The 20,642-nt window shown below is 49.4% G+C and carries 27 protein-coding genes; 10 read left to right on the forward strand and 17 right to left on the reverse strand.

Annotated elements, in window-relative coordinates:
- Nucleotides 1-2: 2 nt before the first annotated feature.
- The 3 genes from H6F72_RS26635 to H6F72_RS26645 form a co-directional block, all read right to left on the reverse strand.
- Complete coding sequence (locus tag H6F72_RS26635) at nt 3-368, reverse strand: hypothetical protein (RefSeq protein WP_190442595.1); 366 nt, start codon at nt 366-368, stop codon at nt 3-5.
- Between the two features lie 124 nt (nt 369-492).
- Nucleotides 493-690 (reverse strand): hypothetical protein, encoded by a 198-nt coding sequence (locus H6F72_RS26640; protein ID WP_190442597.1) that lies wholly within the window; start codon nt 688-690, stop codon nt 493-495.
- Between the two features lie 45 nt (nt 691-735).
- Entirely contained in the window at nt 736-873 is a 138-nt protein-coding gene (locus H6F72_RS26645) for a hypothetical protein (protein WP_190442599.1), read from the reverse strand.
- Between the two features lie 18 nt (nt 874-891).
- Here H6F72_RS26645 and H6F72_RS26650 point away from each other — a divergent pair, with 18 nt between their 5' ends.
- Nucleotides 892-1,047 carry a hypothetical protein gene (locus H6F72_RS26650; protein ID WP_190442601.1) on the forward strand — a complete coding sequence of 52 codons (156 nt, stop codon included), beginning with the start codon at nt 892-894 and terminating at the stop codon, nt 1,045-1,047.
- An 83-nt stretch (nt 1,048-1,130) separates the two neighbouring features.
- Here H6F72_RS26650 and H6F72_RS26655 read toward each other — a convergent pair whose 3' ends face one another.
- Nucleotides 1,131-2,060 (reverse strand): ParB/RepB/Spo0J family partition protein, encoded by a 930-nt coding sequence (locus H6F72_RS26655; RefSeq protein WP_190442604.1) that lies wholly within the window; start codon nt 2,058-2,060, stop codon nt 1,131-1,133.
- Nucleotides 2,060-2,812 carry an AAA family ATPase gene (locus H6F72_RS26660; RefSeq protein WP_190442606.1) on the reverse strand — a complete coding sequence of 251 codons (753 nt, stop codon included), beginning with the start codon at nt 2,810-2,812 and terminating at the stop codon, nt 2,060-2,062. Before H6F72_RS26660 ends, H6F72_RS26655 begins: the two co-directional genes overlap by 1 nt.
- A 239-nt stretch (nt 2,813-3,051) precedes the next feature.
- On the opposite strand from H6F72_RS26660, the gene H6F72_RS26665 reads away from it, so the two are divergent.
- Nucleotides 3,052-4,113: an AIM24 family protein gene (locus tag H6F72_RS26665; RefSeq protein WP_190442608.1), complete on the forward strand. Its 1,062-nt coding sequence runs from the start codon at nt 3,052-3,054 to the stop codon at nt 4,111-4,113.
- A 73-nt stretch (nt 4,114-4,186) separates the two neighbouring features.
- On the opposite strand, the gene H6F72_RS26670 is transcribed toward H6F72_RS26665, so the two are convergent.
- The 3 genes from H6F72_RS26670 to H6F72_RS26680 are packed head-to-tail and all read right to left on the reverse strand — an operon-like array spanning nt 4,187 to nt 4,977.
- On the reverse strand, nt 4,187-4,459 hold the full coding sequence (locus tag H6F72_RS26670; protein ID WP_190442610.1) for a Precorrin-3B methylase: 273 nt from the start codon (nt 4,457-4,459) through the stop codon (nt 4,187-4,189).
- Nucleotides 4,460-4,461: 2 nt separating this feature from the next.
- The gene (locus H6F72_RS26675) at nt 4,462-4,653 is read right to left on the reverse strand and encodes a hypothetical protein (RefSeq protein ID WP_190442612.1); all 192 of its coding nucleotides are present in this window, start codon (nt 4,651-4,653) and stop codon (nt 4,462-4,464) included.
- A gap of 3 nt (nt 4,654-4,656) precedes the next feature.
- Complete coding sequence (locus H6F72_RS26680) at nt 4,657-4,977, reverse strand: hypothetical protein (protein ID WP_190442614.1); 321 nt, start codon at nt 4,975-4,977, stop codon at nt 4,657-4,659.
- Nucleotides 4,978-5,030: 53 nt separating this feature from the next.
- On the opposite strand from H6F72_RS26680, the gene H6F72_RS26685 reads away from it, so the two are divergent.
- Nucleotides 5,031-5,606, forward strand: coding sequence for a Uma2 family endonuclease (locus H6F72_RS26685; protein WP_190442617.1), 576 nt, complete (start codon nt 5,031-5,033; stop codon nt 5,604-5,606).
- Here H6F72_RS26685 and H6F72_RS26690 read toward each other — a convergent pair.
- The 4 genes from H6F72_RS26690 to H6F72_RS26705 all read right to left on the reverse strand — a co-directional run bounded on the left by H6F72_RS26690 (nt 5,590) and on the right by H6F72_RS26705 (nt 9,350).
- Nucleotides 5,590-7,053: a restriction endonuclease subunit S gene (locus H6F72_RS26690; RefSeq protein WP_190442618.1), complete on the reverse strand. Its 1,464-nt coding sequence runs from the start codon at nt 7,051-7,053 to the stop codon at nt 5,590-5,592. The genes H6F72_RS26685 and H6F72_RS26690 overlap by 17 nt on opposite strands.
- Nucleotides 7,054-7,116: 63 nt before the next feature.
- Nucleotides 7,117-7,479, reverse strand: a complete 363-nt coding sequence (locus tag H6F72_RS26695) for a DUF86 domain-containing protein (protein ID WP_190442620.1) — start codon at nt 7,477-7,479, stop codon at nt 7,117-7,119.
- Complete coding sequence (locus H6F72_RS26700) at nt 7,469-7,804, reverse strand: nucleotidyltransferase family protein (RefSeq protein ID WP_190442622.1); 336 nt, start codon at nt 7,802-7,804, stop codon at nt 7,469-7,471. Before H6F72_RS26700 ends, H6F72_RS26695 begins: the two co-directional genes overlap by 11 nt.
- Nucleotides 7,805-7,877: 73 nt before the next feature.
- Nucleotides 7,878-9,350, reverse strand: a complete 1,473-nt coding sequence (locus H6F72_RS26705) for an N-6 DNA methylase (protein WP_190442624.1) — start codon at nt 9,348-9,350, stop codon at nt 7,878-7,880.
- A 57-nt stretch (nt 9,351-9,407) separates the two neighbouring features.
- Here H6F72_RS26705 and H6F72_RS26710 point away from each other — a divergent pair, with 57 nt between their 5' ends.
- Entirely contained in the window at nt 9,408-9,884 is a 477-nt protein-coding gene (locus H6F72_RS26710; protein ID WP_190442626.1) for a hypothetical protein, read from the forward strand.
- Here the strand turns inward: H6F72_RS26710 and H6F72_RS26715 are convergent.
- Entirely contained in the window at nt 9,820-10,767 is a 948-nt protein-coding gene (locus H6F72_RS26715; RefSeq protein WP_190442628.1) for a pentapeptide repeat-containing protein, read from the reverse strand. The genes H6F72_RS26710 and H6F72_RS26715 overlap by 65 nt on opposite strands.
- 23 nt (nt 10,768-10,790) lie before the next feature.
- Nucleotides 10,791-14,150: a type I restriction-modification system endonuclease gene (gene hsdR, locus H6F72_RS26720; protein WP_242017156.1), complete on the reverse strand. Its 3,360-nt coding sequence runs from the start codon at nt 14,148-14,150 to the stop codon at nt 10,791-10,793.
- A gap of 637 nt (nt 14,151-14,787) precedes the next feature.
- Between hsdR and H6F72_RS26725 the strand changes: the two genes are divergently transcribed.
- Entirely contained in the window at nt 14,788-14,949 is a 162-nt protein-coding gene (locus tag H6F72_RS26725) for a hypothetical protein (RefSeq protein ID WP_190442630.1), read from the forward strand.
- A gap of 167 nt (nt 14,950-15,116) precedes the next feature.
- Entirely contained in the window at nt 15,117-16,838 is a 1,722-nt protein-coding gene (locus H6F72_RS26730; RefSeq protein ID WP_190442631.1) for a hypothetical protein, read from the forward strand.
- Nucleotides 16,839-16,948: 110 nt separating this feature from the next.
- On the opposite strand, the gene H6F72_RS26735 is transcribed toward H6F72_RS26730, so the two are convergent.
- Nucleotides 16,949-17,338, reverse strand: a complete 390-nt coding sequence (locus tag H6F72_RS26735; RefSeq protein WP_190442633.1) for a hypothetical protein — start codon at nt 17,336-17,338, stop codon at nt 16,949-16,951.
- Nucleotides 17,339-17,528: 190 nt separating this feature from the next.
- On the opposite strand from H6F72_RS26735, the gene H6F72_RS26740 reads away from it, so the two are divergent.
- From H6F72_RS26740 to H6F72_RS26755, 4 genes are all read left to right on the forward strand, one after another.
- Complete coding sequence (locus tag H6F72_RS26740; protein WP_242017157.1) at nt 17,529-17,741, forward strand: helix-turn-helix transcriptional regulator; 213 nt, start codon at nt 17,529-17,531, stop codon at nt 17,739-17,741.
- An 82-nt stretch (nt 17,742-17,823) separates the two neighbouring features.
- The gene (locus H6F72_RS26745) at nt 17,824-18,003 is read left to right on the forward strand and encodes a hypothetical protein (protein WP_190442635.1); all 180 of its coding nucleotides are present in this window, start codon (nt 17,824-17,826) and stop codon (nt 18,001-18,003) included.
- Nucleotides 18,000-18,560 (forward strand): hypothetical protein, encoded by a 561-nt coding sequence (locus H6F72_RS26750; RefSeq protein WP_190442636.1) that lies wholly within the window; start codon nt 18,000-18,002, stop codon nt 18,558-18,560. Before H6F72_RS26745 ends, H6F72_RS26750 begins: the two co-directional genes overlap by 4 nt.
- Nucleotides 18,524-19,054: a hypothetical protein gene (locus H6F72_RS26755; protein ID WP_190442637.1), complete on the forward strand. Its 531-nt coding sequence runs from the start codon at nt 18,524-18,526 to the stop codon at nt 19,052-19,054. Before H6F72_RS26750 ends, H6F72_RS26755 begins: the two co-directional genes overlap by 37 nt.
- A 221-nt stretch (nt 19,055-19,275) precedes the next feature.
- Here the strand turns inward: H6F72_RS26755 and H6F72_RS26760 are convergent, their stop codons facing one another.
- Nucleotides 19,276-19,845 carry a hypothetical protein gene (locus H6F72_RS26760; RefSeq protein ID WP_190442638.1) on the reverse strand — a complete coding sequence of 190 codons (570 nt, stop codon included), beginning with the start codon at nt 19,843-19,845 and terminating at the stop codon, nt 19,276-19,278.
- A 348-nt stretch (nt 19,846-20,193) separates the two neighbouring features.
- Nucleotides 20,194-20,538, reverse strand: a complete 345-nt coding sequence (locus H6F72_RS26770; RefSeq protein WP_190442641.1) for a hypothetical protein — start codon at nt 20,536-20,538, stop codon at nt 20,194-20,196.
- Nucleotides 20,539-20,642: the final 104 nt, after the last annotated feature.

Here is a 20,642-nt window from a genome sequence, read left to right on the forward strand (position 1 = left end):
TCTCAAGAAACACTTTCGACTCTAGGGGAGTGGGGTACAACTTCAAAGCCCAGAGACTGAGCTGTTTTCTTCAAGTGTTTAACTAGGCGTTCTCGGTATTTTTGCTTGTAATAGTCTTCTCCGGGATCAGCATAAATTCCCCCGGTAGACCAGAGCTTGTAAAACAGACGAGCAATCTTATGAGCTGTGGCTGTGATTGCTTTGGGTGCTCCTAAACGAGACTGCAGGCGTCGATAAAATGCCCCCAAGGCTGAATGACTATGGCTGACCGCTTGAGTCGCTAACGAAAACCATTGGCGGCCCGATTCACCACCGAGCGAGTCTGAGAACTCAGCGACTTGCCTCCGGTAATCCACGCTCCTAGACATAATCCCAGCTAGGAACAAAAGTGCTTGACACTGGGGAAACGCTTGGGGTCTAAGCCCACCTCAGAGAGAATCGTCTGAACACTCAACGCATCGAGTCCATTCATCTGGGTGAAATTGATGCCACTCACTCGATATAACTACACCCGCAGTCAAAGGCAGGCGCATTTTGAGTCGTCTTCCGCCGTTTGTTCTTCGCACTCGGTGGCGGCTGGTCAGTTTTGGTATCAAAGCTCATCAGACACTGCTCAATTTGTACGTCACAAGCCGCAATCTGCTGTTGATGCAGATCATAGAGCGCTAACTCTTGTTGCAGAATGAACACTAATTCAGCCTGGTAGTTGCCACTAAGGGCCTTAGCGATCTCGTCCTAGCTACTGCGGATACGCAAGTGCTTGAGGGCAGCTAAGGCTTGAGGATCTCGTTCTCCTGCGACAATGGCTCGAATAATCGACATCCCTGTTAAGCCGGTAATGTCGCTAATCACCTTGTGCAGGTGCAGATTCATTAGCTATTTGACGATGAGGTGATTCTGATTGTCTTTATTTTTGTCGGTTTAGGTTTCATTCTGGCTGGGCTGATTAGGGCTCTGCTGCCGCTGCAAATTCCGATTGAAATCACATCAGTGGTCGTCTTGTTCAATGTTTGTATGCAATGTATTCAACGGGGCGATCGCTCTTAAAGCGCTCTCTACAACCTATAGCTAGAGAGCGCTTTGTTAATTCTATGAAAGGTCTGCAAATTCTTTACCCTTGATTGGGATGGTTAGTCAGCTTCAGAGAAAAGGTTTTCTAGTTCGGTTAGTAACTTCTCAAGACGCTTTTGCTTTTTAGAATTATTCCAAACCTTAGAGCGCTTTGACAAACGATAAGCATTATCTAAGACACTTTTGAGTGAGTGCTGGGTAGAGCTGGTTGATTCAGCGCTGGCAGTTTTAAGACTTGCAACTCGTTCCTTGATTTGTGCCAAAGAGAGGTTTTGAGCGATCGCCTCCTCTAAAATCTCCTGCCGTTTCTGTTCATCTTGGATGCGAGCGATCGCTCTGGCCTTTGTATATTCAAGCTTTCCTTGGCGGAGAGCTTGCAGAATATCAGCGGGTAGGTTGAGGAGCGGAAGACGGCTAGTGCGGAAGGATTCAGGAGTGAAGCGTCCGATACCAGAGAGGACTGTTTGGATGGTTTTGAATTGGAGGAAAACGTTTTCCTCCAGTTCTTGCTCTCGATTTTTAGCGTGGTTGGCACGGTTAAGAATGGACATTACATTGGTTGTGTCTCCTTCAATCGCGATCGCTAACAGTTCTAGAATGGCTTCAGTTTCTTCAACTGGGTTCAGGTCTTCCCTTTGAAGGTTTTCCATCAAGGCGATTTGGAGGGCTTCCCTGTCACTTAGCTCTTTACTGACAATGGGGACTTCTGCTAGTCCAACTGTTTGGGCGGCTTTGAGCCGTCGTTCCCCAGCTACCAATTCGTATTTATCATTACGCAGAGGACGCACCAGCAGAGGTTCTAGAATTCCATGCTCCTGGACGGACTGAACCAACTGCTGCATTTTGTCAGGGTCGAAGTAGCGGCGAGGTTGCTTTTGGGGCAACTGAATCCTGTCAATCGCGACGGATTGGCCCGCTTGAGTTGGTAACTCGTCTAGGAGGCGCACGTTGTTCAGTTGGTACTCAGGAAGCGGTTTTCGTCGTGCCATTACACAGCCTCTAATGCGTCGGTAATTTGGTTGAGGATATCGACCACTGGATGTTTGGGGAAACTGAGTGCTAAGGGTTCATGCAGTTGAGCGGCATCTGCAAAGGCGATCGCCCTTGGAATGGGAGGGAAAACGGTTGCTACGCTTGACAACTGATTCTGCACAGTACTCAAGCTAGTCTTGCCTTGAACCGTTTGTCCTTCGTGCATAGTGGGAATAAAGCCTGCAATTTTGAGCTTGCGGTTGGCTCGTTGGCGGACACGAGCCACCGTATCAAGCAGCATGTCGCAACCAATCAGACTTTTGTAGTGCGTCTGGATAGGAACTAAGACATGGGTTGAGGCCACCAAGCTGATGTAGCTGAGGATCGCTAAGCTGGGCGGGCAATCGATCAAAATGAAATCGTAACGGTCTTGCACTGGCTCCAAGGCATCTTTGAGGCGAACTTCACGGAACTCCGCTAGGACCAGTTCCATTTCTGCACCGCTTAGTTGGATGTTGGTAGGAGCTAGATCTAAGCCATGCAGGTTAGTGTGGATGGGTAGCTCTTCATCGTGAACGATCGCGTGGTAAATGGTTTTAGAAAGTTTATAGGCTTCTACCCCCATGAAATTGGTGAGGGATGCTTGAGGGTCCATATCTACTAGTAGAACGCGATGGCCCCGCTGGGCTAGCTGGTAACCCAGGTTCATAGTGAGGGTGGTTTTGCCAACGCCTCCCGACTGGTTGAAGAGGGAAATGATTTTTACCACAGCCAACTTTTAGGCGACATCAAAGAGTGTAGGGGATTGTGGTTGAATTGTGCCCTATTTCACTACTATCTCATTCCGAGACTTAAGGGCATCGAGCAGAAGCGATCGTGTATTAGGTTGTGGGCATCTTAACTCTGGTTCTCGCTAGACTTCCAGTAAGCCTGGGAAACAGGACTAAGGTACTCACTCTAAGCAAAATTCTTTGCTGGCAGACCCAACAAATATTAAGGAAAAGGACAATGACAGCCTTGTGGTATTACAAGCAGATAGATCAAGAAGTTGGTCCGCTCTCCCCTAACGACCTGGTGCAAGCAGTTGCTCAGGGTCTCATTGCGCCAGAAACGGAGGTACGCCAGGAACTAGGAGAGTGGATGCCTGCTTCGAAAGTAAGTGGATTGTTTGAAAGGGCAACCCGTACAAACCAGTCAGTCGCTATAGCTAACGGAGCAGCTGGACTAAAGCCTTCATTAGCTTCTCAGAACTCAGGTGATGTCATTGAAGTTCTTGATTCTGCTGTGCATGGGGGTTTTAAGGTAGAAGTCTTGGGCTACCGTAGTTTGTCAGGGTCTCACGACCCCTCTACCGCACAAACAGTTTTCTTTGCAAACCAAGCTGGGCTAAAGCTTAAGCAAGTGAAAGTTACGCTTCAGAATCATGAGGTGCAAATCGAAGCTGGGGCCTTGCACTACATGCATGGTCGTTTGGAGATGGACAACAAGGCTGGGGGAGTAGCTGGCCTAGGGAAAGCGATGCTCAACAAAATGTTGACGAATGAGGCAGCGTTTAAGCCGCGTTATCGAGGAACAGGCGAGCTTTACCTAGAACCATCGTTTGGCCATTTTCTGATTTACCAACTTCGTAATGAGGAGTTAATTGCCGATAAAGGGTTATTTTTCTGTGCCGAAGGATCGCTGGAAGTTGGGGTTGCAATGCAGAAAAATCTCTCATCAGCGTTCTTGGGTGGTGAGGGATTATTTCAAACGAGGGTGAAAGGCAATGGTATTTGTGTATTTGAATTGCCTGTGCCTGCTAATGAGGTCCGCTGCGTTCAACTGAACAATGAGACACTGAAGGTGGATGGCAATTTTGCCTTGATGCGGACGGGCAACATCGAATTTACAGTAGAAAAGTCAACGAAGAGCCTGTTTGGAACGTTCACAAGTGGAGAAGGCTTGCTGCAAACCTTTCGAGGAACAGGCAAAGTTTGGCTGGCTCCAACTCAAGGGATTTATCAGAGAATCCAGTTGGGCGGCATGAGCAGTTTGAGTGTGACTCAAAAATCCTCAAATACGACAACTTAAACAGCAGCCATTCCTTTCTGATTTGCAGTTGATTTTCCTTAAAGTCAATTAACTGATGTTTTTGAACTGACTGCTAGCGCGATCGCTTCTTTTGCTGTTTCTGGGGTGGAGTGCGGTGAGCGCCGAAGTACTTTTCGCTGCGATAGCGGAGCCAGACTCGTAGGACTTGGGGGATTTGGTCTTTTTGCTCGGGAGTCAGGGTGTTGTAGAGAGCTAGGGCGCGATCGCGTTCTCGGCGGCAGGCAGCATTGTTGTGAGCATCCCAGTAGCTTCTAGCAACTCGAATGCGACGGCACACTTCTTGGACGAGTTCTGGCCCGGATAGGGGACGTTCTTCTTTTGCCACTTCTATGCGGGTTCGGTGGGGGTGAGGCGGGCCAGTTCTTGAGCTTCTAACACGGCTAGCTCTGTAGCGGCATTGGCTAATTGCTTGGCAATATTGACGCGGATGCGTGGGTCGGCTTGCTCACAAACTTCACGGCTGAGCATGCGGACTCGATAGCGGTAAGCGATTAGGGATTTTGGATCAAGGACTCGCATGGGTCAGGGCTCTACAAAAGTTTCAATGTTCAGCAACACCCGTTCTGACTCTAAGTATACGAACAAAATCAGGATCAGGTCTTCATCGCTGGTGACTTGGAATTGGAAGGCTGCGGCGACCGGTTCGACTCGGGGATGGGTGGCGATCGCAATGTACTGACCCGGAGTGACATCAACCAGTGTCGCACTGGCGTAGGTGAGGTCAGCGGTCTGCTGAACGGCGAGTTTATTGCCTTGCTGGATGGCAATGCTGAAGGGAATGCCCTCGATGGAGGTCAGGGCTTGGCCGACTTCGTTACGGATGTTAAGAATGAGAACGGCCATGTAGGCGCTGTTAGAGTGAAAGGTACGAGGTTGAGTTACAGGAGCGATCGCGGATGATTGCTAGCCCAGAGTCCCGGTATTCTACCCCAGAAGAGTATTTAGAGTGGGAGGCACAACAGCCACTCCGGTATGAGTATGTGGGTAGCGAAGTGTTTGCCATGACTGGGGGGACGGTGGCGCACAACACGATCGCGCTGAATTTGGCTGCGGCGTTGCGGGGACATGTGCGGGGTGGGCCTTGTCGGGTGTTTATGGCCGATGTGAAGGTGCAGGCTCAAGCTCAGGGGCCGTTTTATTACCCGGATGTGATGGTGAGTTGTGATGAGCGCGATCGCTCGGCGGTGCGGTTGATTCAGTACCCGTCGCTAATTGTGGAGGTGTTGTCACCAAGTACGGAGGCGTATGACCGAGGGGGCAAGTTTGCTCAGTATCGCCGGATCTCAACGCTGCGAGAGTATGTGCTGATCAATGCGGAAACGGCAGAGGTGGAGTGTTTCCGGTTGAATGCAGCGGGCAAGTGGGAGTTGAACCCCTACGGTGAGGGGGAGGAGGTCTATCTAGAAAGCCTCGATTTCTCCTGCCCGATCGCGCTGATTTATGAGGATGTAGCGTTCACACCTCCAGCTTGAGTTGCTTCGCTTGTCTACCTTTGGTCTTTTTGCCGTTGTCTGCCTTCTCGCGCTCGGCTCGGATGCGCTCAAGTAAAACCGATGCAGGTTCATCGTTGGGGTCTTGCTCAACGAGTTCACCCCGGAAAGCTTTGGCGAGAATGGATTGATTGAGGTGATCGAGATGGGGTTGAGCAATTTTATACTCCTGCTCAACTTTATAAATTGCCTTAAGAAATAGACCAATCCTCCTAATGATCTCTTTCTGTTCTTCTAGAGGAGGCAAAGTAATGTGAAAGGATTTAGCTTCTGGAAAATATATTGTTGTGTGAGTTGTTCCCTTACCAAATTTCAATAGATGTTCATTCTCGGCGAGAAGGGCGTACATAAGAAAGTCGGGAAGCAAGGCATCACTACAAATCCAATTCACGAAATCTTGGCTAGTTGCCATTGGCTTTCCCATGATCACAACATAGCCTACTGATGCAGTCCTTGATAAACAAACTGTGTGTTTTGGGAGCAGCCTAGCTGCTGAATTTTCTAAACCTTTTTCATTAGTATGCTGACATGTATCGAAAATGTGTTTGCCATGATGTTCACGTGCATCGGCAATCCCGAGCCAGGCTATATCCCCGTCCCAGTATTCTGGATGCTTCCTACTTGGAGTATGACCACTCTCTAAGCGAGCAATTTTAAGTAAAGGGACTCTACACCAGTTTTTAGGAACTGCTGTTTGGGGATCTCCAACACTCAATGCTGCGCGTCCCGGAATGATATTGATCGTTGCTGCGCGTCCTGTTGTTTTACCAGAGGTGAGCTGAGCCGTAGTACGTTCTACCAACTCTTGAGCAGTTTCAATATCTGGGTTTTCTTCGCGCCAGTCGGCTGTTAAATCGCCTCGGAAGGCAGCAGCAAGGACAGATTGACGGAAGCGATCGCACAATTCTGGAATGGCTTCAAGGGCTTGTTTTGCACGTTGATGGCGATCGCGCAACTCCTCAATCTTGGCAACAATCCGCTTCTGCTCATCAAGAGGCGGAAGAGGAATGGGAATCCGATTAAGGTTTTTTTGATTTAGTTTAGGTTGTGCTGAACCAGATATATAAAACCTTAAATCGGTCGAGTTAATATAATCTCGTAGATAAGAATTTAATACTAAATCTTTAATTACTTGAACAACATGAGCGTGGTTATTTACCCAAAACTTGCCATTAGCATTAAATGCAATTGGAGTTGAGCGGCTCAACAAGTTTGCTCCATCCTCGGCAATTAGTAAGTACTCTCCTTCAAAAATGTAATCATCAACATAGTCAATAATTCCAGAGGCTCCATAGTAAGGAAAATCCCCCTGCCTATTTTGCCGATCTGAGCTACTTACTGGGATTCTTGTACCATCATAGTTGGTGGTGACATCTGCAAATTCTGCCCATTGCCAACCTTCAGGCAGTTCAATCAATTCGTTACTCATACCTTGTAATCAAATCAAAAATTATGGAAGCAGAATTTAACGTGGAGATGGGCGATCATTCTGTTAAAGTGAATCTTCCTCTGGGAGAGGTGGTAATAACCCTTCAATATGTACCAGTAAACCAGGTAAAAGCGCTTCAATAATCTGCCACAAGTTTTCCTGGTTGACCTGCTCATAGCGGTGAGCAATTACATTTCTTAGCCCAATGATGTTGCTCCAATCAATCTCTGGATGTAGTTGTTGAAACTCTAGTGATATCCGGCGGGCAGCTTCTCCTAAAATTTCAAACTGGCGCTCCACCGCACTTTGCATAAAAATGCTGTTTAAATAGTCTTCCAGCGAAGAATTTTGGGTAAACTCTAAAATCCGCCGAATCGCCTGCGCCATATCCCACAGAGAAGCGGCATCGCGATCATTAATTTGCATAAACTACTCGATGGGTCTTTAAGATATTGGCTCGACGATAGGGGTTCTTTAACTCTTTTTTCTGAACTAGATCAACCTTGCGCTCAAATGCTGTTTCCAGTTCCCTTTGCATCTCCATCAAATCAAACAAACTCCATCGCCGACTCGGTGCAAAAGTAATTAAAACATCGACATCACTATCGGAGCGAAAGTCATCTCGTAACACCGAGCCAAACAGCGCAAACTCAGTAATCTGCCAACGCTGACAGTACGCCTCGATATCTGATAGAGAGATGTGGAGGCGATCGCGGATTATTTGCTGTAAATCAAGGTCAAGATTATACATAATCAGCGTTTGTAATAATGGTTTCAATACCTGCGATCGCCTTTAATGAGTTGTTGCGAATCGTTGGTTGTTCCTATTCTAAAGTTGGCATTCCCACCGAAGCACTGGTTGCCTCTGCTGCTTCCTCCCCTTCCAGCAACACCATCAGCGCTTCCATTTCCTTCGTCGCAATCCGCAACTTCTCCATAATCTCAGCCGCGATCGCCTCCGGTTCTGGCAGGTCATCCCCCGACTGCAAACTCTCATCCCGCAGCCAGGAAATGTCTAGGTTTTCGTTGCGCTTGGCAATCTGCTCTCGCGTAAAGCAGCGGAACCGTCCCTCCTCACCCAAATCCACCCGCGAGCTACTACCGTTCGGGGCATCGCCATAGCACTGCTCAAACTCTGCAAAATGCTCACGAGTCAGCGGAATGCGCTTGCCAAAGCTGGGCATGTTGGTTCGCATATCGTAAATCCACACGGCCTGGGTGTTGCCCTTCTCTGTCTTGCCTCGCTGGAAGAACAGCACATTGGTTTTCACCCCCTGCGCGTAAAAAATCCCCGTCGGCAATCGCAGAATCGTGTGCAGATTGCACTTGTCCATCAAATCTGCCCGAATCGAGCGCCCCTGCCCATCCTCAAACAGCACGTTGTCGGGCAACACCACCGCTGCTCGTCCCCCCGGTTTTAGCGATCGATAGATGTGCTGCAAAAACGCCAACTGCTTGTTGGAAGTGGGATAGGTGAAGTCATCCCGCGTCGGCATTCCTCCACCCTTCTTGGTGCCGAACGGCGGATTCGTCAAAATCACATCAGCCTTCGCCAACCGCTGCCCATCGGGTGCCAAGGTATCGCCCAGCGTCACGGCCCCCTCAATCCCGTGCAGCATCATATTCATCAGCAACAAGCGGTGGGCGTCCTGCACCAACTCAATTCCATAAAATGCTTGCTGCCGCTGAAACACCTGCTCCGCTTCGCTCAGTTCAAACAACTCATCCGTGCGCTGCTTGATGTAGCGGTCTGCCGAAATCAAAAATCCACCTGTCCCCGCTGCGGGGTCTTGGATCAGTTCCCCTGACTGCGGCTGCATCAGCACCACCATGCAGTCAATCAACGGACGCGGCGTAAAGTACTGCCCTGCCCCCGACTTCTTCTCACTTGCATTCTTCTCTAGCAACCCCTCATATAGGTCACCCAACCCTTCTTCCTTAGCTGAGTACCAGTCCAGCTCATCAATGCTCTGCACCAGTTTCTTCAGGATGCGTGGTTGCTTTACCGCTGTCTGAGCATTGGCAAAAATCGCTTGCACTCGTTGCGCCGATTCCTCCGACCCCAAATGCAGCAACGCCGCTCGGTAAAACGTCAGTTGCTCCACCCCGTCTTTGTTAGTTAAATCGCCCCAGCGATAGCCCTCCGGTAACTGCCCTTCGTTCCCCGTCTCCTGCATCATCTTGAGAAACAGCAGGTAGGTCAGCTCGGTCACGTACTGCAAATAAGTAATGCCATCGTCCCGCAGGACATGACACAAACTCCACAGCTTTTGGACAATATCACTCGTTGCGCTCATCGGATTCCTAGGCGATCGCGGTTACCGTAGAACCAAAGTTCTCAGCTTATCTAGCGTATGCAAAAACCAGCATCAGTCAAGAGCCTGGAAAATCTTGGACGAGTTCGCCTCTCCCAAAACTTCTTCATGCGCGACTTTCTCTACAGCGAAGTGGCCAACTTCTACAGCATTCCTAACATTCCCGAAGATCCAGACTTGGCGATCGCGGCAAACAAACACCTCTGCGAAGAACTTCTCGAACCGCTCCAAACCACCTTCGGACGCATCACCATCCGCTCTGGGTACCGCGCCCTCGAAGTTGATCGCATCCGCAACGAGAAAAACTTAGGTTGCTCCGACAACGAAGCCAACCAAGCGGGCCACCTCTGGGATCAACACCTAGAAATTTCTCATCCTCAAAGGCAACATCGCCTCAAGTGCCACGCTCCAGTACTACATCAAAGAACCCAACGAAGTTTTGGGAACTTTGCTAAATCCTTTTCAAGCTTGTCTGGCTCAAATTGGTATTTGACGATCGATTTAGTTCAGGTTTGAGATGCTTAGCTTCATGGTTTAGGAAAGTCGCAAGCCGATTGTGAATACGCTGTACACCTAATTGTGATTGTCCAGATAGCTGATAACAGAGTAGAATTTTTTCCTTTTCCGCAATTTCTAATGTTGCTTTCTGATAGAAGTAACAAAGTCTATAGCTCCCTTGAATAGAACTATATTCTCTAATTTTCTTATTGTTAATCTTGGCGTCTTTCCCTCGATAGTCAAGAATAGATTTAGCATCCTTAACGGCTTGAGAAACTAATTTTCTATAATTGGATTCATCTTCGCTTAAATGCTCTATATCAATGGCGGACAGAGCTATTTCAGAATTGCGGATTGTTGGATCTTGTTCTGCATTGGGAGTTCCTTTCTTGAACTCCTGTGCAAACGACTGAATATTGTCAAGATAATCCTGGTTCCGTCCTGTTTCCCTAGCTCTAAAGTACCAAACTCGTAAGTCGTTAAGACAAGGAATATAATGCTGAAGATGAATTTCAAGGGTTGAGTTCAGTAATTCTCCATGAACTACTTTATTGGGCATAGTTACTTGATGTAACTTAGCGCTCTCAAGATTGGCGTTACTAATATCAGCATTTGTTAAATTTGCATAGCTTAGGTCTGCATTTTTTAGATTAGCCTCTCTAAGGCAGGCATTTGTGAAATCTGAAGAACTTAAGTTTACATCTGCAAAATTAACTTTACTTAAATCTTTATTCTTAAAAGTTGCTCCGTGAAGGTCACAAGTTGTACGAGGATTGTGCTGTCTCCACTCATTCCAAAAATCTGTGCCCCTATCTAGAATCTCTAGCAGACGTTTGAAGTTTTCAGCTTCTCGATTGCTCCATTGTGATCCATCCCATTCTCCCCAGTCACTGTTTTCCATAAGGCATGCCTGACCCCTTGAAATTAACTAACTTCCTGCCAAACGTAATCGCCAACCTCTATCAAAATCGTCTCTAATTGACCGTTAAAAGTCTTGTTCAATCGATCGAAACCACCGCCTTGAGTTCTAAACTCGCCTTGATCTAAAGCTTCCCGATCAACAATCGTTTCGACCTTCAATTGCTTGCCAATGCGCTCCAGCCATTTCCGCTGTGGTGGTGTCCAAGCTTGACTTGCCAAAATTTGCTTAATCGCTCGATCCACGCGATCGCTGTAAGGAATCAGCGCATCACCCAAAGCGGCCTGCCGGATAAAGCCAATAATGGAAGCTGCAATATCCTCGTTGGTCGCGTCTCGCCAAGCTACCTGGAGTGTGGTTTCTGAGTAGCCCTTCGCATCCAGTAATAGCTTCAGTTCCTTCAATTGCGCCCTCGTTAGCTCTCGAGGTCGTTGTGTCACCACCATCAACGCTGGAATTTGGTTCAGATTCTCCAGTAAAAAGGCCTTGAAGCTGTCCAAATAGTCTTGAGGTCGTTCCGCATTGCCATAGCCCCGCTCGATGCTGTGTAGCTCGTCTGCGTGGTGAGAAATCAAGATTGGAGCCATCCCCCCATCCTGCCGATCCAAAATCTCCGCGATCGCCTTCCGCTGCCGGAACCATTCCCGCACCTGCGCCGAATCACTCTGCTTCAAATGTGGCACTAGATCGCCAACAGGCATCCCGGCGATCGCCTCAAGCTGTTCTCGGTTACTGTCACTCAAATGCTGTCGCTTCCGCTGCAACTTCGCCAAAAGCTGATCCAAAATCCCCTCAACGGCTGCTGGTTCTGTCACAGTCTCCATTTCATCAATCAGTTGCGTAAACGAAATGTTGGGATTGACCACCACTGGCTTCATCGTCGAAACCGGGGCGATCGCCTCGTACAGATTTACCGCATCAAAAATGCGAAACGCCTGTTTCTGGGTGCCATCATCAAAAGTGCAGAGCCGAGTTGCCCGCCCCAACATCTGCTCGTAAAGAATCCGCGATTTGACTCGTCGAATAAACACCAAATTGCAAATAGACGGCACATCAATTCCCGTCGTCAACAGTTCCACCGTCACGGCAATCTTCGGGTTCACCTCATTGCGGAACTGCCGAATCAACTGCAACGGCTTGTCCACACTTCCCGTGATTTTGGCGATCGCCTCATCCTCCACGCTGCCATACTGCTGAGCGATCGCCTGCTTCAGTTGATCCACGACAATATCGGCATGGCTATCAGTCGCACAGAAAATCAGCGTCTTTTCAGGCAGTGAAGGGTCAATGTTCTTAGCGATCGCCTCACAAACAACGCGATTAAACTCTTCTGTGATCACCCGCTTATTGAACTGCTCCACTTCTAAGCGCACTTCATCGGGTGCATGTACCAAATCCAACTGCCCGGTTTTGGGGTCGAAGAACTCCATCTGCTCGCCCGGATTCCAAACCATCCCCGATTCCGAGAGCTTGGTTTTGATTTGGAACGGTGGCTCATGGTCAATCAAGTAGTTATCGATCACCGCTTCTCGATAACTGTAGGTGTAGACTGGCTCGCCAAAAATCTCCGTGGTGTGCAGTGCTGGGGTTGCTGTGAGGCCAATCTTGACCGCATCAAACTGCTCCAACACTCGTCGATACTTGGAGATGTAATCGTTATAGTCACGAAACTCCAACTCCGAATCGCTCAGCTCGCGATCGAGCAGGTAGCCTCGGTGGCACTCATCCACCACAATGCAGTCGTACTGGTCCACAGTGGGTACAGCCGCTTCATCGCTGGGGTAAAGAATTCGCTTCACGAAGCTTTGAACCGTGGCGATGTGAACCTTCGTTTCTGTATCAGGTGTGGTGTCCTTTAGCTCCTTAATCTCAAAAATGTCGGCAAAGGTTTGCAAACTCTCCATGCGGGAGTCCTTAAAAGCATTCGTTGTTTGCTCCCCTAAAGCGGTGCGATCGACTAAGAACAGCACCCGTCGGAACCGCTTGGTTTTTAGCAACCGATAAACCAGGGCAATACAAGTTTTAGTCTTGCCTGTACCCGTCGCCATTGCCACCAGCAACTTCCGTTCATCCCTGGCTAAAGCTGCCTCTACAGCCCGAATCGCTTTAATCTGGTATTCCCGCAACTTCAGCCCATAATTAAAGCCTTCCTGGGCCAGCCGTTGATGAGCCTGGTCATGATCTTGAGCCAGCATCTCGCTCAAACCTTGAGGTGTATACCAGCTCTGCAAAGGTCGGCGCAAGTTTTCAGAACGGCGCAAGTCACGAAACCAAATCCCGCTCTTGGTCTTGATTTGCTCCAGAAACTCTCGGCCATTGGTCGCGAACGCAAACGGAACTTTGTACTTTTCCCAAGGTCCGCCCGGTAAAACTTCTCCACCTTTCACTTGGTAGTCTCGGCTATAGCGCTGCGCTTGATCGAGCTTCCCAGGTACATCAAGCCCCTGCCGCTTAGCCTCTACTGCTGCAACCGCTTGCAACCCAACAAAGAAGACATAATCCGCAGGCCCGCTTTTGGTTGGCCATTCAGCGATCGCTAGGTTCTTTCCCTTCTGAGGCCGAGTCCCCTTCTGATAAGTCAATAGCTCTGAATCAACCTCCCATCCTGCTGCTCGCAATTGGGCATCAATTAACCTGCGGGTTTCACGCTCATCCAGATCAACTAATGTGTCTTGAGCTTGAGCGATCGCAGCTTGAATCACGGGTTGAGGTTGGCTGGCTGCGGCTGCCTGAATCTGGGCTAAATTCTCCAGCAGTTCCTGATTCTTCGCTGCCACCTCTTGCGCTAATTCTTCAGCGACCAACCGTCGTTGTGCCTCGGCATCAGCCAGCGCTTGGGCTGCCTCTGCGGTTGATAGCGTGTTCCGAACTTCCTCCCGCAGCTGTTCTAATTCTGCTTTGAGTTCTAGCGTCTCTACTGCTGGATCTGGGGGTGGAATAAACGGCCCAGGATCAAAGTTGGAATTTTTTGTGAAAACTTTGTGGAACCAAACGGCTAAGTAACGGGCATATTTCAGGCAGCTCAACGCCTGCCGCTGATTCCCGGTTAGACCATGCGTTGCTTTGTTACCTGCCATCCGCAGCTCATGGAATAAGCGATCGACATCCCCTCTTAAGAGATTGCGATCGCGCAACCGCCTGAGCAAATCGATCTGCCGCTCCTCAGGGGACTTATATAACCCAACTTTTGCTGCTGTCAACTGAGCCAGCAACTCCCCAAATTGCCGCAGTTTAATCAAGCAAGTATTGGAATCAGTGGCAAAATACCGTTCAGCTAAAGCACCCAGCCGAACGAGTTGCGGATCATGAACTTCCAGAAAGGCAAAGTTTAGCGATACCAGCATCTTGTTATGTAGGACATCCATTAGTAGGTTCTCTCCATGAGAGAACTACCTAAACTCAATCGTTAGCGTTTTGCTTAGAATCCCCGAACTAATCAGGTTTTAACCCACTTAGAGTAAAAATCTGATGAGATACCTGTAAAAAGCTCAACAAGCTTCATGCTGGATTGTTTGATTTGCGGGACTTTGTCGAAGGCTGGGTTAAAGAAGTTCGGGGGCGATCGCCCCCGAACTTCTTTAACCCATCTGGAATCAGCCTCTTAGCTTTTGAGCCAGAAATAGTTCACCCGAAGCAGCGTTTCGAGGATGTATGCCCAATAAGTAAGATCAAGGGCTGACTTTTCGAATGGCGGATCAGCTTGTTTGAGACCGCCAAAACCCAGTTTTTCTTTCTTTCCGTTGAAATTAGGAGAGATCGCTGGGCAGATCAGGTAAACTACTCATCAAGCTTTATGGAGGCAGAGTTTGTGGTGATTTTTAGGGTTGTTGGTCTAATTGCTAGAGCTGAGGAGATGAACATGCTCTAGGAACCATAAAAGCCAAAACCCCAACTGCGGACACAGAAGGGGCTAAGAAGGCTTTTATATTTGTTCGGAATCGGAATAGAGGGGACTCTAACTTGTATGCTTGGACGGCCTGCAGTTAAGTCACCCACTGTGCCATGCGTCTATATTACGGTCATTTGGCAAAAAGTGACAAGATCTTTTGCACCGTTTCTAAAAAGGCGAATGGCTTTCTATTCCTCTCTACACCAGGGATGGAGCGCATCGAAGAAAAACGAGGAATTTTCTGGTTGTCTAAGCCAGTCTTAGAGAAAACTTAGCCATTCTCAATTTGCGGATCGCTCTCTCCCTGTCCAGCCGTTATTTCGGGACAGAGAGACCATGCATAGCTACTGTGACGATCACCTGCATCAGCAGCGTGACCAGTCGTACTTACTCACTTTGCACCCTCTGTCCCCTTGCCCCCACCGGACTAGAGAGTTGCATCATGCCACGAAAACAAACACCTGCCTGTGCAAGTCAGGCGATCGCCCCAAAGCCCACTCGTCAGCGTTTACCTGAACCCTTACCCCGCGACCTTTTAGGCCGGCGCTTGTGCCAGCTCTTCCCCTACCCCTGGCAAGCGATCGTCGCATCTACCCCCGCAGACGCTAGCCAAAAACCCGCTTGGCAAACCCTCACCCAATATCCCCTCAAGCCCCGTAGTCTCTGGACCTACTGGCAAGATACCGCCCAACTGGTCGGCGTTCGCTTTGGCCCCACCACCTACCACGGCCTCATCGACCTCGATGCCCTCAGCCTGCATCATCCCACCCGCGATCGCCAAGCCCTTGCCACCATTCGAGCTGCCCTCGCCAGCATCGGCATTCATCAAACTATCCTGCTACGCTCTAGCTGGAACGGAGGACTCCACCTCTACATCCCTCTACCTGAAGCCGTCCCTACCTTCGGTCTTGCCGTCGCCCTCAAGCACTGCCTAGAAGCTCACCACCTACCCCTGCAAGCAGGCCAACTTGAAGTCTTCCCCAACGTCAAGCGCTACACCAAAGCCGGAGAGTATAGCGAATACAATGCCCATCGCCTGCCCCTGCAACCCAGCAGCGGCTCTGTCCTCTTCAGCGAAACCCTGCAACCCTTGCCCAGCGATTTGTCCTCCTTCTTCCAGCAGTGGGACCAAGCTGCAGCCGCTCAGAACTTAGAGCAACTGCACCAGGCGATCGCTCAGGCAAAGAAGCAGCATCAGTACCGCTCCTACAACCGTCGCAGCAACACCGCCCTGTGGCAGCAAGAGCTGGAAACCGAAATGGCACAAGGGTGGACCGGATCCGGACAAACCAACCACCTGCTCAAAACCATCGGCTGCTACGGCGTCGTCTTTCAATCCCTCTCTGGTGCCGCACTCTCTCATTACATCGAGCACACCGCCATCAAGAGCCCTGGCTACCAAGAGTGGTGCCAACACCAGCACGAAATCAGCCGTCGCGCTCAAGAATGGGCCACAGCCGTAGAGAACTACTACTGGCCGCTTGGCTCCTCTCCTAAACGCGGTCGCAGCCTTTCCTTAACCACGGCTGCTAACAACATCGTCAACTTCAACCAGAAGCGAGCCGAAGACGCCAAGGCGCGGATCAAACAAGCAGTCCTTGAACTGACTCAACAAGGCCAGCTACCCGATCGCCCTACCGCACGAGCCCAAGCGATCGCCTCCCTAGCTCAGTGCAGTCATACCACCTTGCAGAAGCACAAAGAACTGTGGCACCCCGAAAGGTGTGTAATGGAGCTACAGGAGACAGTTACAGCCCCGTCACGGCCTCCTGCGACGGGGCCAACCAAAGCGCTAGAAGAGCCTCCTAGAGAGGAATTACACACCTTTACCTATATGAAGGGTGAGGGGCATGATGCTGTCTTGGAAAAACAAATAAGCTCTCATGGGGAGGGTGCAGGGAGGGGAGAAATGAGTTTTCCACAGCCCTCGGTCCTACCGCCAGAGCCTTCGACTTCACCCCCAGTGATTGCCTACGACGATTTAATCGACGTGATCGTGGGGATTCAAATCCAAGTTAGGCAATTGGGGTGGAGTGTTGAGCAAGTACATCAATTTATTGCGGATAAATTCTACAGTAAGCGCAGGAGCCAGCTTACGGATGATGAGCTAGTGTGTTTGCTCTATCGGCTAAGAACGCACACCTTGAGCGAGGCAAAAAATTGAGGCGATCGCTAAACGACTAGGCTCCAGGGTATTGCTGCCCTAGAGCCCATAAGGGGATCTCCATTAGGAAACGATCGCCCCTGCCGAGAGAGGAGTGATCGTTTGTTTATCTAGAAGGGGCAACCATCCTCAGGCGTCCAGGTCTCGCTAATCTGCCAGCAAGCATCGAAGTGATTGCGGATAATCCGAGTGATGAAGGCAAAGCGATCATTATTGGTCACTAAATCCACGAGCTGTTCATTACCTTGGCAATCTTCAAGCTGGATGATGAGGTAGATGGGCTGTTTAGTAATGGGGCGATCCTCGTCCATCACTGAGAGGTAGGTGTAGCCATCAACTAGGGAGAGGCTGTCAATCCTAGCTGGAGCAATGGAACGGACCTGCTCTTCTAGATAGCTTTCGAGTTCTAGTTGAGCGGTTGCTTGGATGCGACCAGAGCAACGTTCTTCTTCAGCAAAAACAGGCGCGATTGACTCGACGCGATCAGGCGTGTATACCATAGTGGTTAAGACCTTTAATCAAGGGTTGTCTTAGAGAGAGGGCGGTTTCTGATTGGCGTCGGGACCGCCTTCTCTCTATGCTGATTATGCGTCAACATGTTGACGGCGTCAATTAGTTGACGCAATATCCTGAGTTAGTTTATTGCGTCAACTAATTGTACTAGTATCTTGACAGGGTTAGGGCATGGACATGAAACAACTTCGTGAACGCCTCGGCCTCCGTACCGTTGATGTCGCTTCTCGCTTAAACGTAGGGGAATCAACAGTACGCAATTGGGAGCACGGTCGTTCCGTACCCCGATTTGAAATCGTTTCTGATCTACTGCGGCTGTATCAATGCAGTTTTGAAGAGCTAGATCAGGCGGTTAGAGAGTCCAAAGCACAATCAGGAGGCACAGACTAGGCTTCCAATAACAAAGCGATCGCTTTCCTCGTTCAAAGTTTCGCGATCGCCGTTCACTGTACGTCCGTCAAGAGGCACAGCTATGAATATCCTATCCGACTCCATACTCGTGGAGTTTAAATCCTCGCGTGACAACCAGCACTTGAATCCCGACGAATACAAGCAGCTGTACGTGTCCTTCGAGAAAGGCATGCAACGCCTACTGCCCCTCCGACCTAAGAAGGAAGCAGACTTAGAGCTGTGGGAGGTGCAGCTACGATGAGCACCTCCCCTAACCTGACTTACCTCAAGCTCTGCAAAGAGTACGTCCAAATCACCCAGCGTAACTACTGCGCTGCTAAAATCCTCGCCATCATCGAGAGTTGGCAGCAGTGGAAAGCCAAGCACAAGCTTGACGACTGGGTGAGGCTGACCCTAGAGCAAATCCGAGAGCACCTGTTTGAGGAGTACAGCATCGAAACCATCCGCCAAGCCCTCGCCAAACTCACCAACAAACTGCAACTGCTTAAGCGGCGCAATAACCCCAAGGCCAAGTACGATCGCGCCTACCAGTACCAACTCAACCGAGAGGCGATTGAACAAGCCCTAGCCCAAAAACAGGCTAAAACCCTTGCTCCATCTCATTTCACAAATCTAGGAGATGACCTCCAAGAATCCGAGCTATCAACTCCAAGTTCAGAGGTCATCAACTCCAAAACCAGTGGTGATCAGATAGAAATAGATTCCACTCTAGACACCTCAATAGACACCACAACAACGGAGCCCCCATCCGCCCTGTTGTTGTGGGTGAAGAAGGGGTGGAAGATTTCAAGCCAGTAAGCGCTCCCCTTTCTGTTAAGTCTCAACCCGTTCTAAAAGCATCTGGGTCAGAAGCGGAACAGGTTGCAGAGGACAATTCTTCCGCCGCTGCTCACGATGCAACTTTTTTAAAAATTGAGCAAGCAGGATTTCCGCTGACTTCGCCTTTGAAGGCTGAGGTTTTAGCGGCCCCACTTGAAGTGGTGAGTGATGCTCTGGCTGCTGCGATTGAGTATCGAGACAGGCATGAGGTAAGGAATCCGATCGGTCTGTTGCGAGATGCGATTAGTCAATGCTGGAAACTGGGAGGAAGCGAGCATCCCAAAGCAACCAAAGCCGCAGAACCAGGATTCAAAGAGTGGTTTGACTTGGCTCATCGGCTGAGGTTGGTGACTGCCAGCCAACTGATTGGAGGGGAGCAGTACATTCTGACCAATGATGACGAGTGGGAGCCTTGGAGTTTTCTTGCTGCTGCTTTTCCGATCGCGCGATTGAAGCGGATGTTTAATCCTTAGAAAGCGTTATTAAGCATCTGCTACCTACAACAGTCAGGCTAGGTCTCGTTAAAATTCGCTCCTTGAGGGTTGTTGCTGCCCTCCTGAAAATCTGCTGTGTTTGTCCATTTGGTTCCGGAATTCTCTCGACCTGGAAGGTGTTGCTGGCAGTAATTGCTGCCCTTAATGACAGGGGCATTACAGCTGGGGGCAAAACATATTTTTGGTGCGTCTTTTGCCATTTAGCCTATAGCTCCTTTACTTTGCTTCCAAAGTATCGCACTGACGGTTGCGATCGCTACCAATGTAAGCCCGAGTAGAAGTGGGTGTTGGGCAACCGTTAGCCGGTTTGCCTTAAGTTTATTACCTTCCTTCAGGCTTACAATTCCGTCCTCCCAGAGTCTAGCCTTGTCTTGAATATCATCAACTTTGAGGTTTGCGGTTCTACCATCCTGATGCTCCATTTCCTCTAGGGCTCTAAGAGCAAGAACCATGTAACCTTCTCCGGTTGGGGAACTTTTGAGTTGCCGCACCGCAAGTACTCTCACCGAGAACACGACCGACACTATTAAAGCAACTATAGCTATGACTAGAGTAAGATTTATGCCAGCTGGAAAAGTACTACTAACCTCTTTAACCAGCAAACCAGATGCTGAAATAAATATTCCAGAGGTTGCCAGCGCTACTTGGGCCTTACTTTCTAGTCCACGCCATTGTTCGAATAGTTCATCATATTCAGCTTCATACCTTTCTAGAGCTTGCTCGAAAAGCTCGACGACAAGCTTTTTGTTTTCAGAAAGTTCATCGCACATACGTTAGTCCTCCTTGATAAAGGAAGCTTAGTAGAGAGATCCAAGCCAGTCTATAAAAAGCGAGAGGCTATAATTTCAATCATTTAAGCAAGGCTAGGGTCGTTGATAAGCGCTCGCCCATCTATCCCTTCACCATCCCCTCACCCACCTCAACTTTTGAATTGGCCCCTTTTGACCCAAACCCCGCCTGCACAGCGTTAAAGCCCAAAAAGCCCAATTCAAACCAAATCAAAAATCCGATCGCCTGCTCTACCAAGCATTCCAGCACCTAGCTCACCAATCAAAACCCACCCCAACTAGCAACAACAGCGGTACTGAAAGGGATCTTCATGGGGACATGAGGGCACCTTAGAGGTAAGGCGATCGCACGACTAAGGGGGGCAAAGACTTGGTAGCGCGATCGCTTCTGCTTTTGAAGGGTTGTCCAAAGTCCGAAAATTTCGTAATATCCAAGGCTTCAGCGAGCGTCCCTCCAACTTTTCCCAAATTTGGGAATGCAACCCCATCACTGAACTGCTGCTCATTCTCGCCAGTCGTCCAGAATTCGGACATCTGCTTGCAGTGACTCTGGGTTGAAAGGGCGATCGCCACACATCCCCGGAACAACTGACTAATGAGGATGAGTGGGGGTCTTGGGGTTTCTTGGCTGCTGCTGAGCGATCGCGCGATTGAGGCAAATGCTGGCCTAACCATCAGGTGAGTAACGGTGGTGACACTCTGACATTGTTAAGTCTCTTACGAACACATCACTAATAAACGTTGATAGAGGTTCGGGAAGCTAACGAAGATGCCTAACG

The sequence above is a fragment of the Trichocoleus sp. FACHB-46 genome (genome assembly GCF_014695385.1).
Lineage (GTDB): Bacteria > Cyanobacteriota > Cyanobacteriia > FACHB-46 > FACHB-46 > Trichocoleus.

Coding starts and splice junctions, on each gene's coding strand:
- H6F72_RS26635 (WP_190442595.1), bottom strand. CDS start 368: ATGTCTAGGAGCGTGGATTACCGGAGGCAAGTCGCTGAGTTCTCAGAC.
- H6F72_RS26645 (WP_190442599.1), bottom strand. CDS start 873: ATGAATCTGCACCTGCACAAGGTGATTAGCGACATTACCGGCTTAACA.
- H6F72_RS26655 (WP_190442604.1), bottom strand. CDS start 2,060: ATGGCACGACGAAAACCGCTTCCTGAGTACCAACTGAACAACGTGCGC.
- H6F72_RS26665 (WP_190442608.1), top strand. CDS start 3,052: ATGACAGCCTTGTGGTATTACAAGCAGATAGATCAAGAAGTTGGTCCG.
- H6F72_RS26675 (WP_190442612.1), bottom strand. CDS start 4,653: ATGCGAGTCCTTGATCCAAAATCCCTAATCGCTTACCGCTATCGAGTC.
- H6F72_RS26680 (WP_190442614.1), bottom strand. CDS start 4,977: ATGGCCGTTCTCATTCTTAACATCCGTAACGAAGTCGGCCAAGCCCTG.
- H6F72_RS26685 (WP_190442617.1), top strand. CDS start 5,031: ATGATTGCTAGCCCAGAGTCCCGGTATTCTACCCCAGAAGAGTATTTA.
- H6F72_RS26690 (WP_190442618.1), bottom strand. CDS start 7,053: ATGAGTAACGAATTGATTGAACTGCCTGAAGGTTGGCAATGGGCAGAA.
- H6F72_RS26695 (WP_190442620.1), bottom strand. CDS start 7,479: ATGCAAATTAATGATCGCGATGCCGCTTCTCTGTGGGATATGGCGCAG.
- H6F72_RS26700 (WP_190442622.1), bottom strand. CDS start 7,804: ATGTATAATCTTGACCTTGATTTACAGCAAATAATCCGCGATCGCCTC.
- H6F72_RS26705 (WP_190442624.1), bottom strand. CDS start 9,350: ATGAGCGCAACGAGTGATATTGTCCAAAAGCTGTGGAGTTTGTGTCAT.
- H6F72_RS26710 (WP_190442626.1), top strand. CDS start 9,408: ATGCAAAAACCAGCATCAGTCAAGAGCCTGGAAAATCTTGGACGAGTT.
- H6F72_RS26715 (WP_190442628.1), bottom strand. CDS start 10,767: ATGGAAAACAGTGACTGGGGAGAATGGGATGGATCACAATGGAGCAAT.
- hsdR (WP_242017156.1), bottom strand. CDS start 14,150: ATGGATGTCCTACATAACAAGATGCTGGTATCGCTAAACTTTGCCTTT.
- H6F72_RS26725 (WP_190442630.1), top strand. CDS start 14,788: ATGCGTCTATATTACGGTCATTTGGCAAAAAGTGACAAGATCTTTTGC.
- H6F72_RS26730 (WP_190442631.1), top strand. CDS start 15,117: ATGCCACGAAAACAAACACCTGCCTGTGCAAGTCAGGCGATCGCCCCA.
- H6F72_RS26735 (WP_190442633.1), bottom strand. CDS start 17,338: ATGGTATACACGCCTGATCGCGTCGAGTCAATCGCGCCTGTTTTTGCT.
- H6F72_RS26740 (WP_242017157.1), top strand. CDS start 17,529: ATGAAACAACTTCGTGAACGCCTCGGCCTCCGTACCGTTGATGTCGCT.
- H6F72_RS26745 (WP_190442635.1), top strand. CDS start 17,824: ATGAATATCCTATCCGACTCCATACTCGTGGAGTTTAAATCCTCGCGT.
- H6F72_RS26750 (WP_190442636.1), top strand. CDS start 18,000: ATGAGCACCTCCCCTAACCTGACTTACCTCAAGCTCTGCAAAGAGTAC.
- H6F72_RS26760 (WP_190442638.1), bottom strand. CDS start 19,845: ATGTGCGATGAACTTTCTGAAAACAAAAAGCTTGTCGTCGAGCTTTTC.
- H6F72_RS26770 (WP_190442641.1), bottom strand. CDS start 20,538: ATGGTTAGGCCAGCATTTGCCTCAATCGCGCGATCGCTCAGCAGCAGC.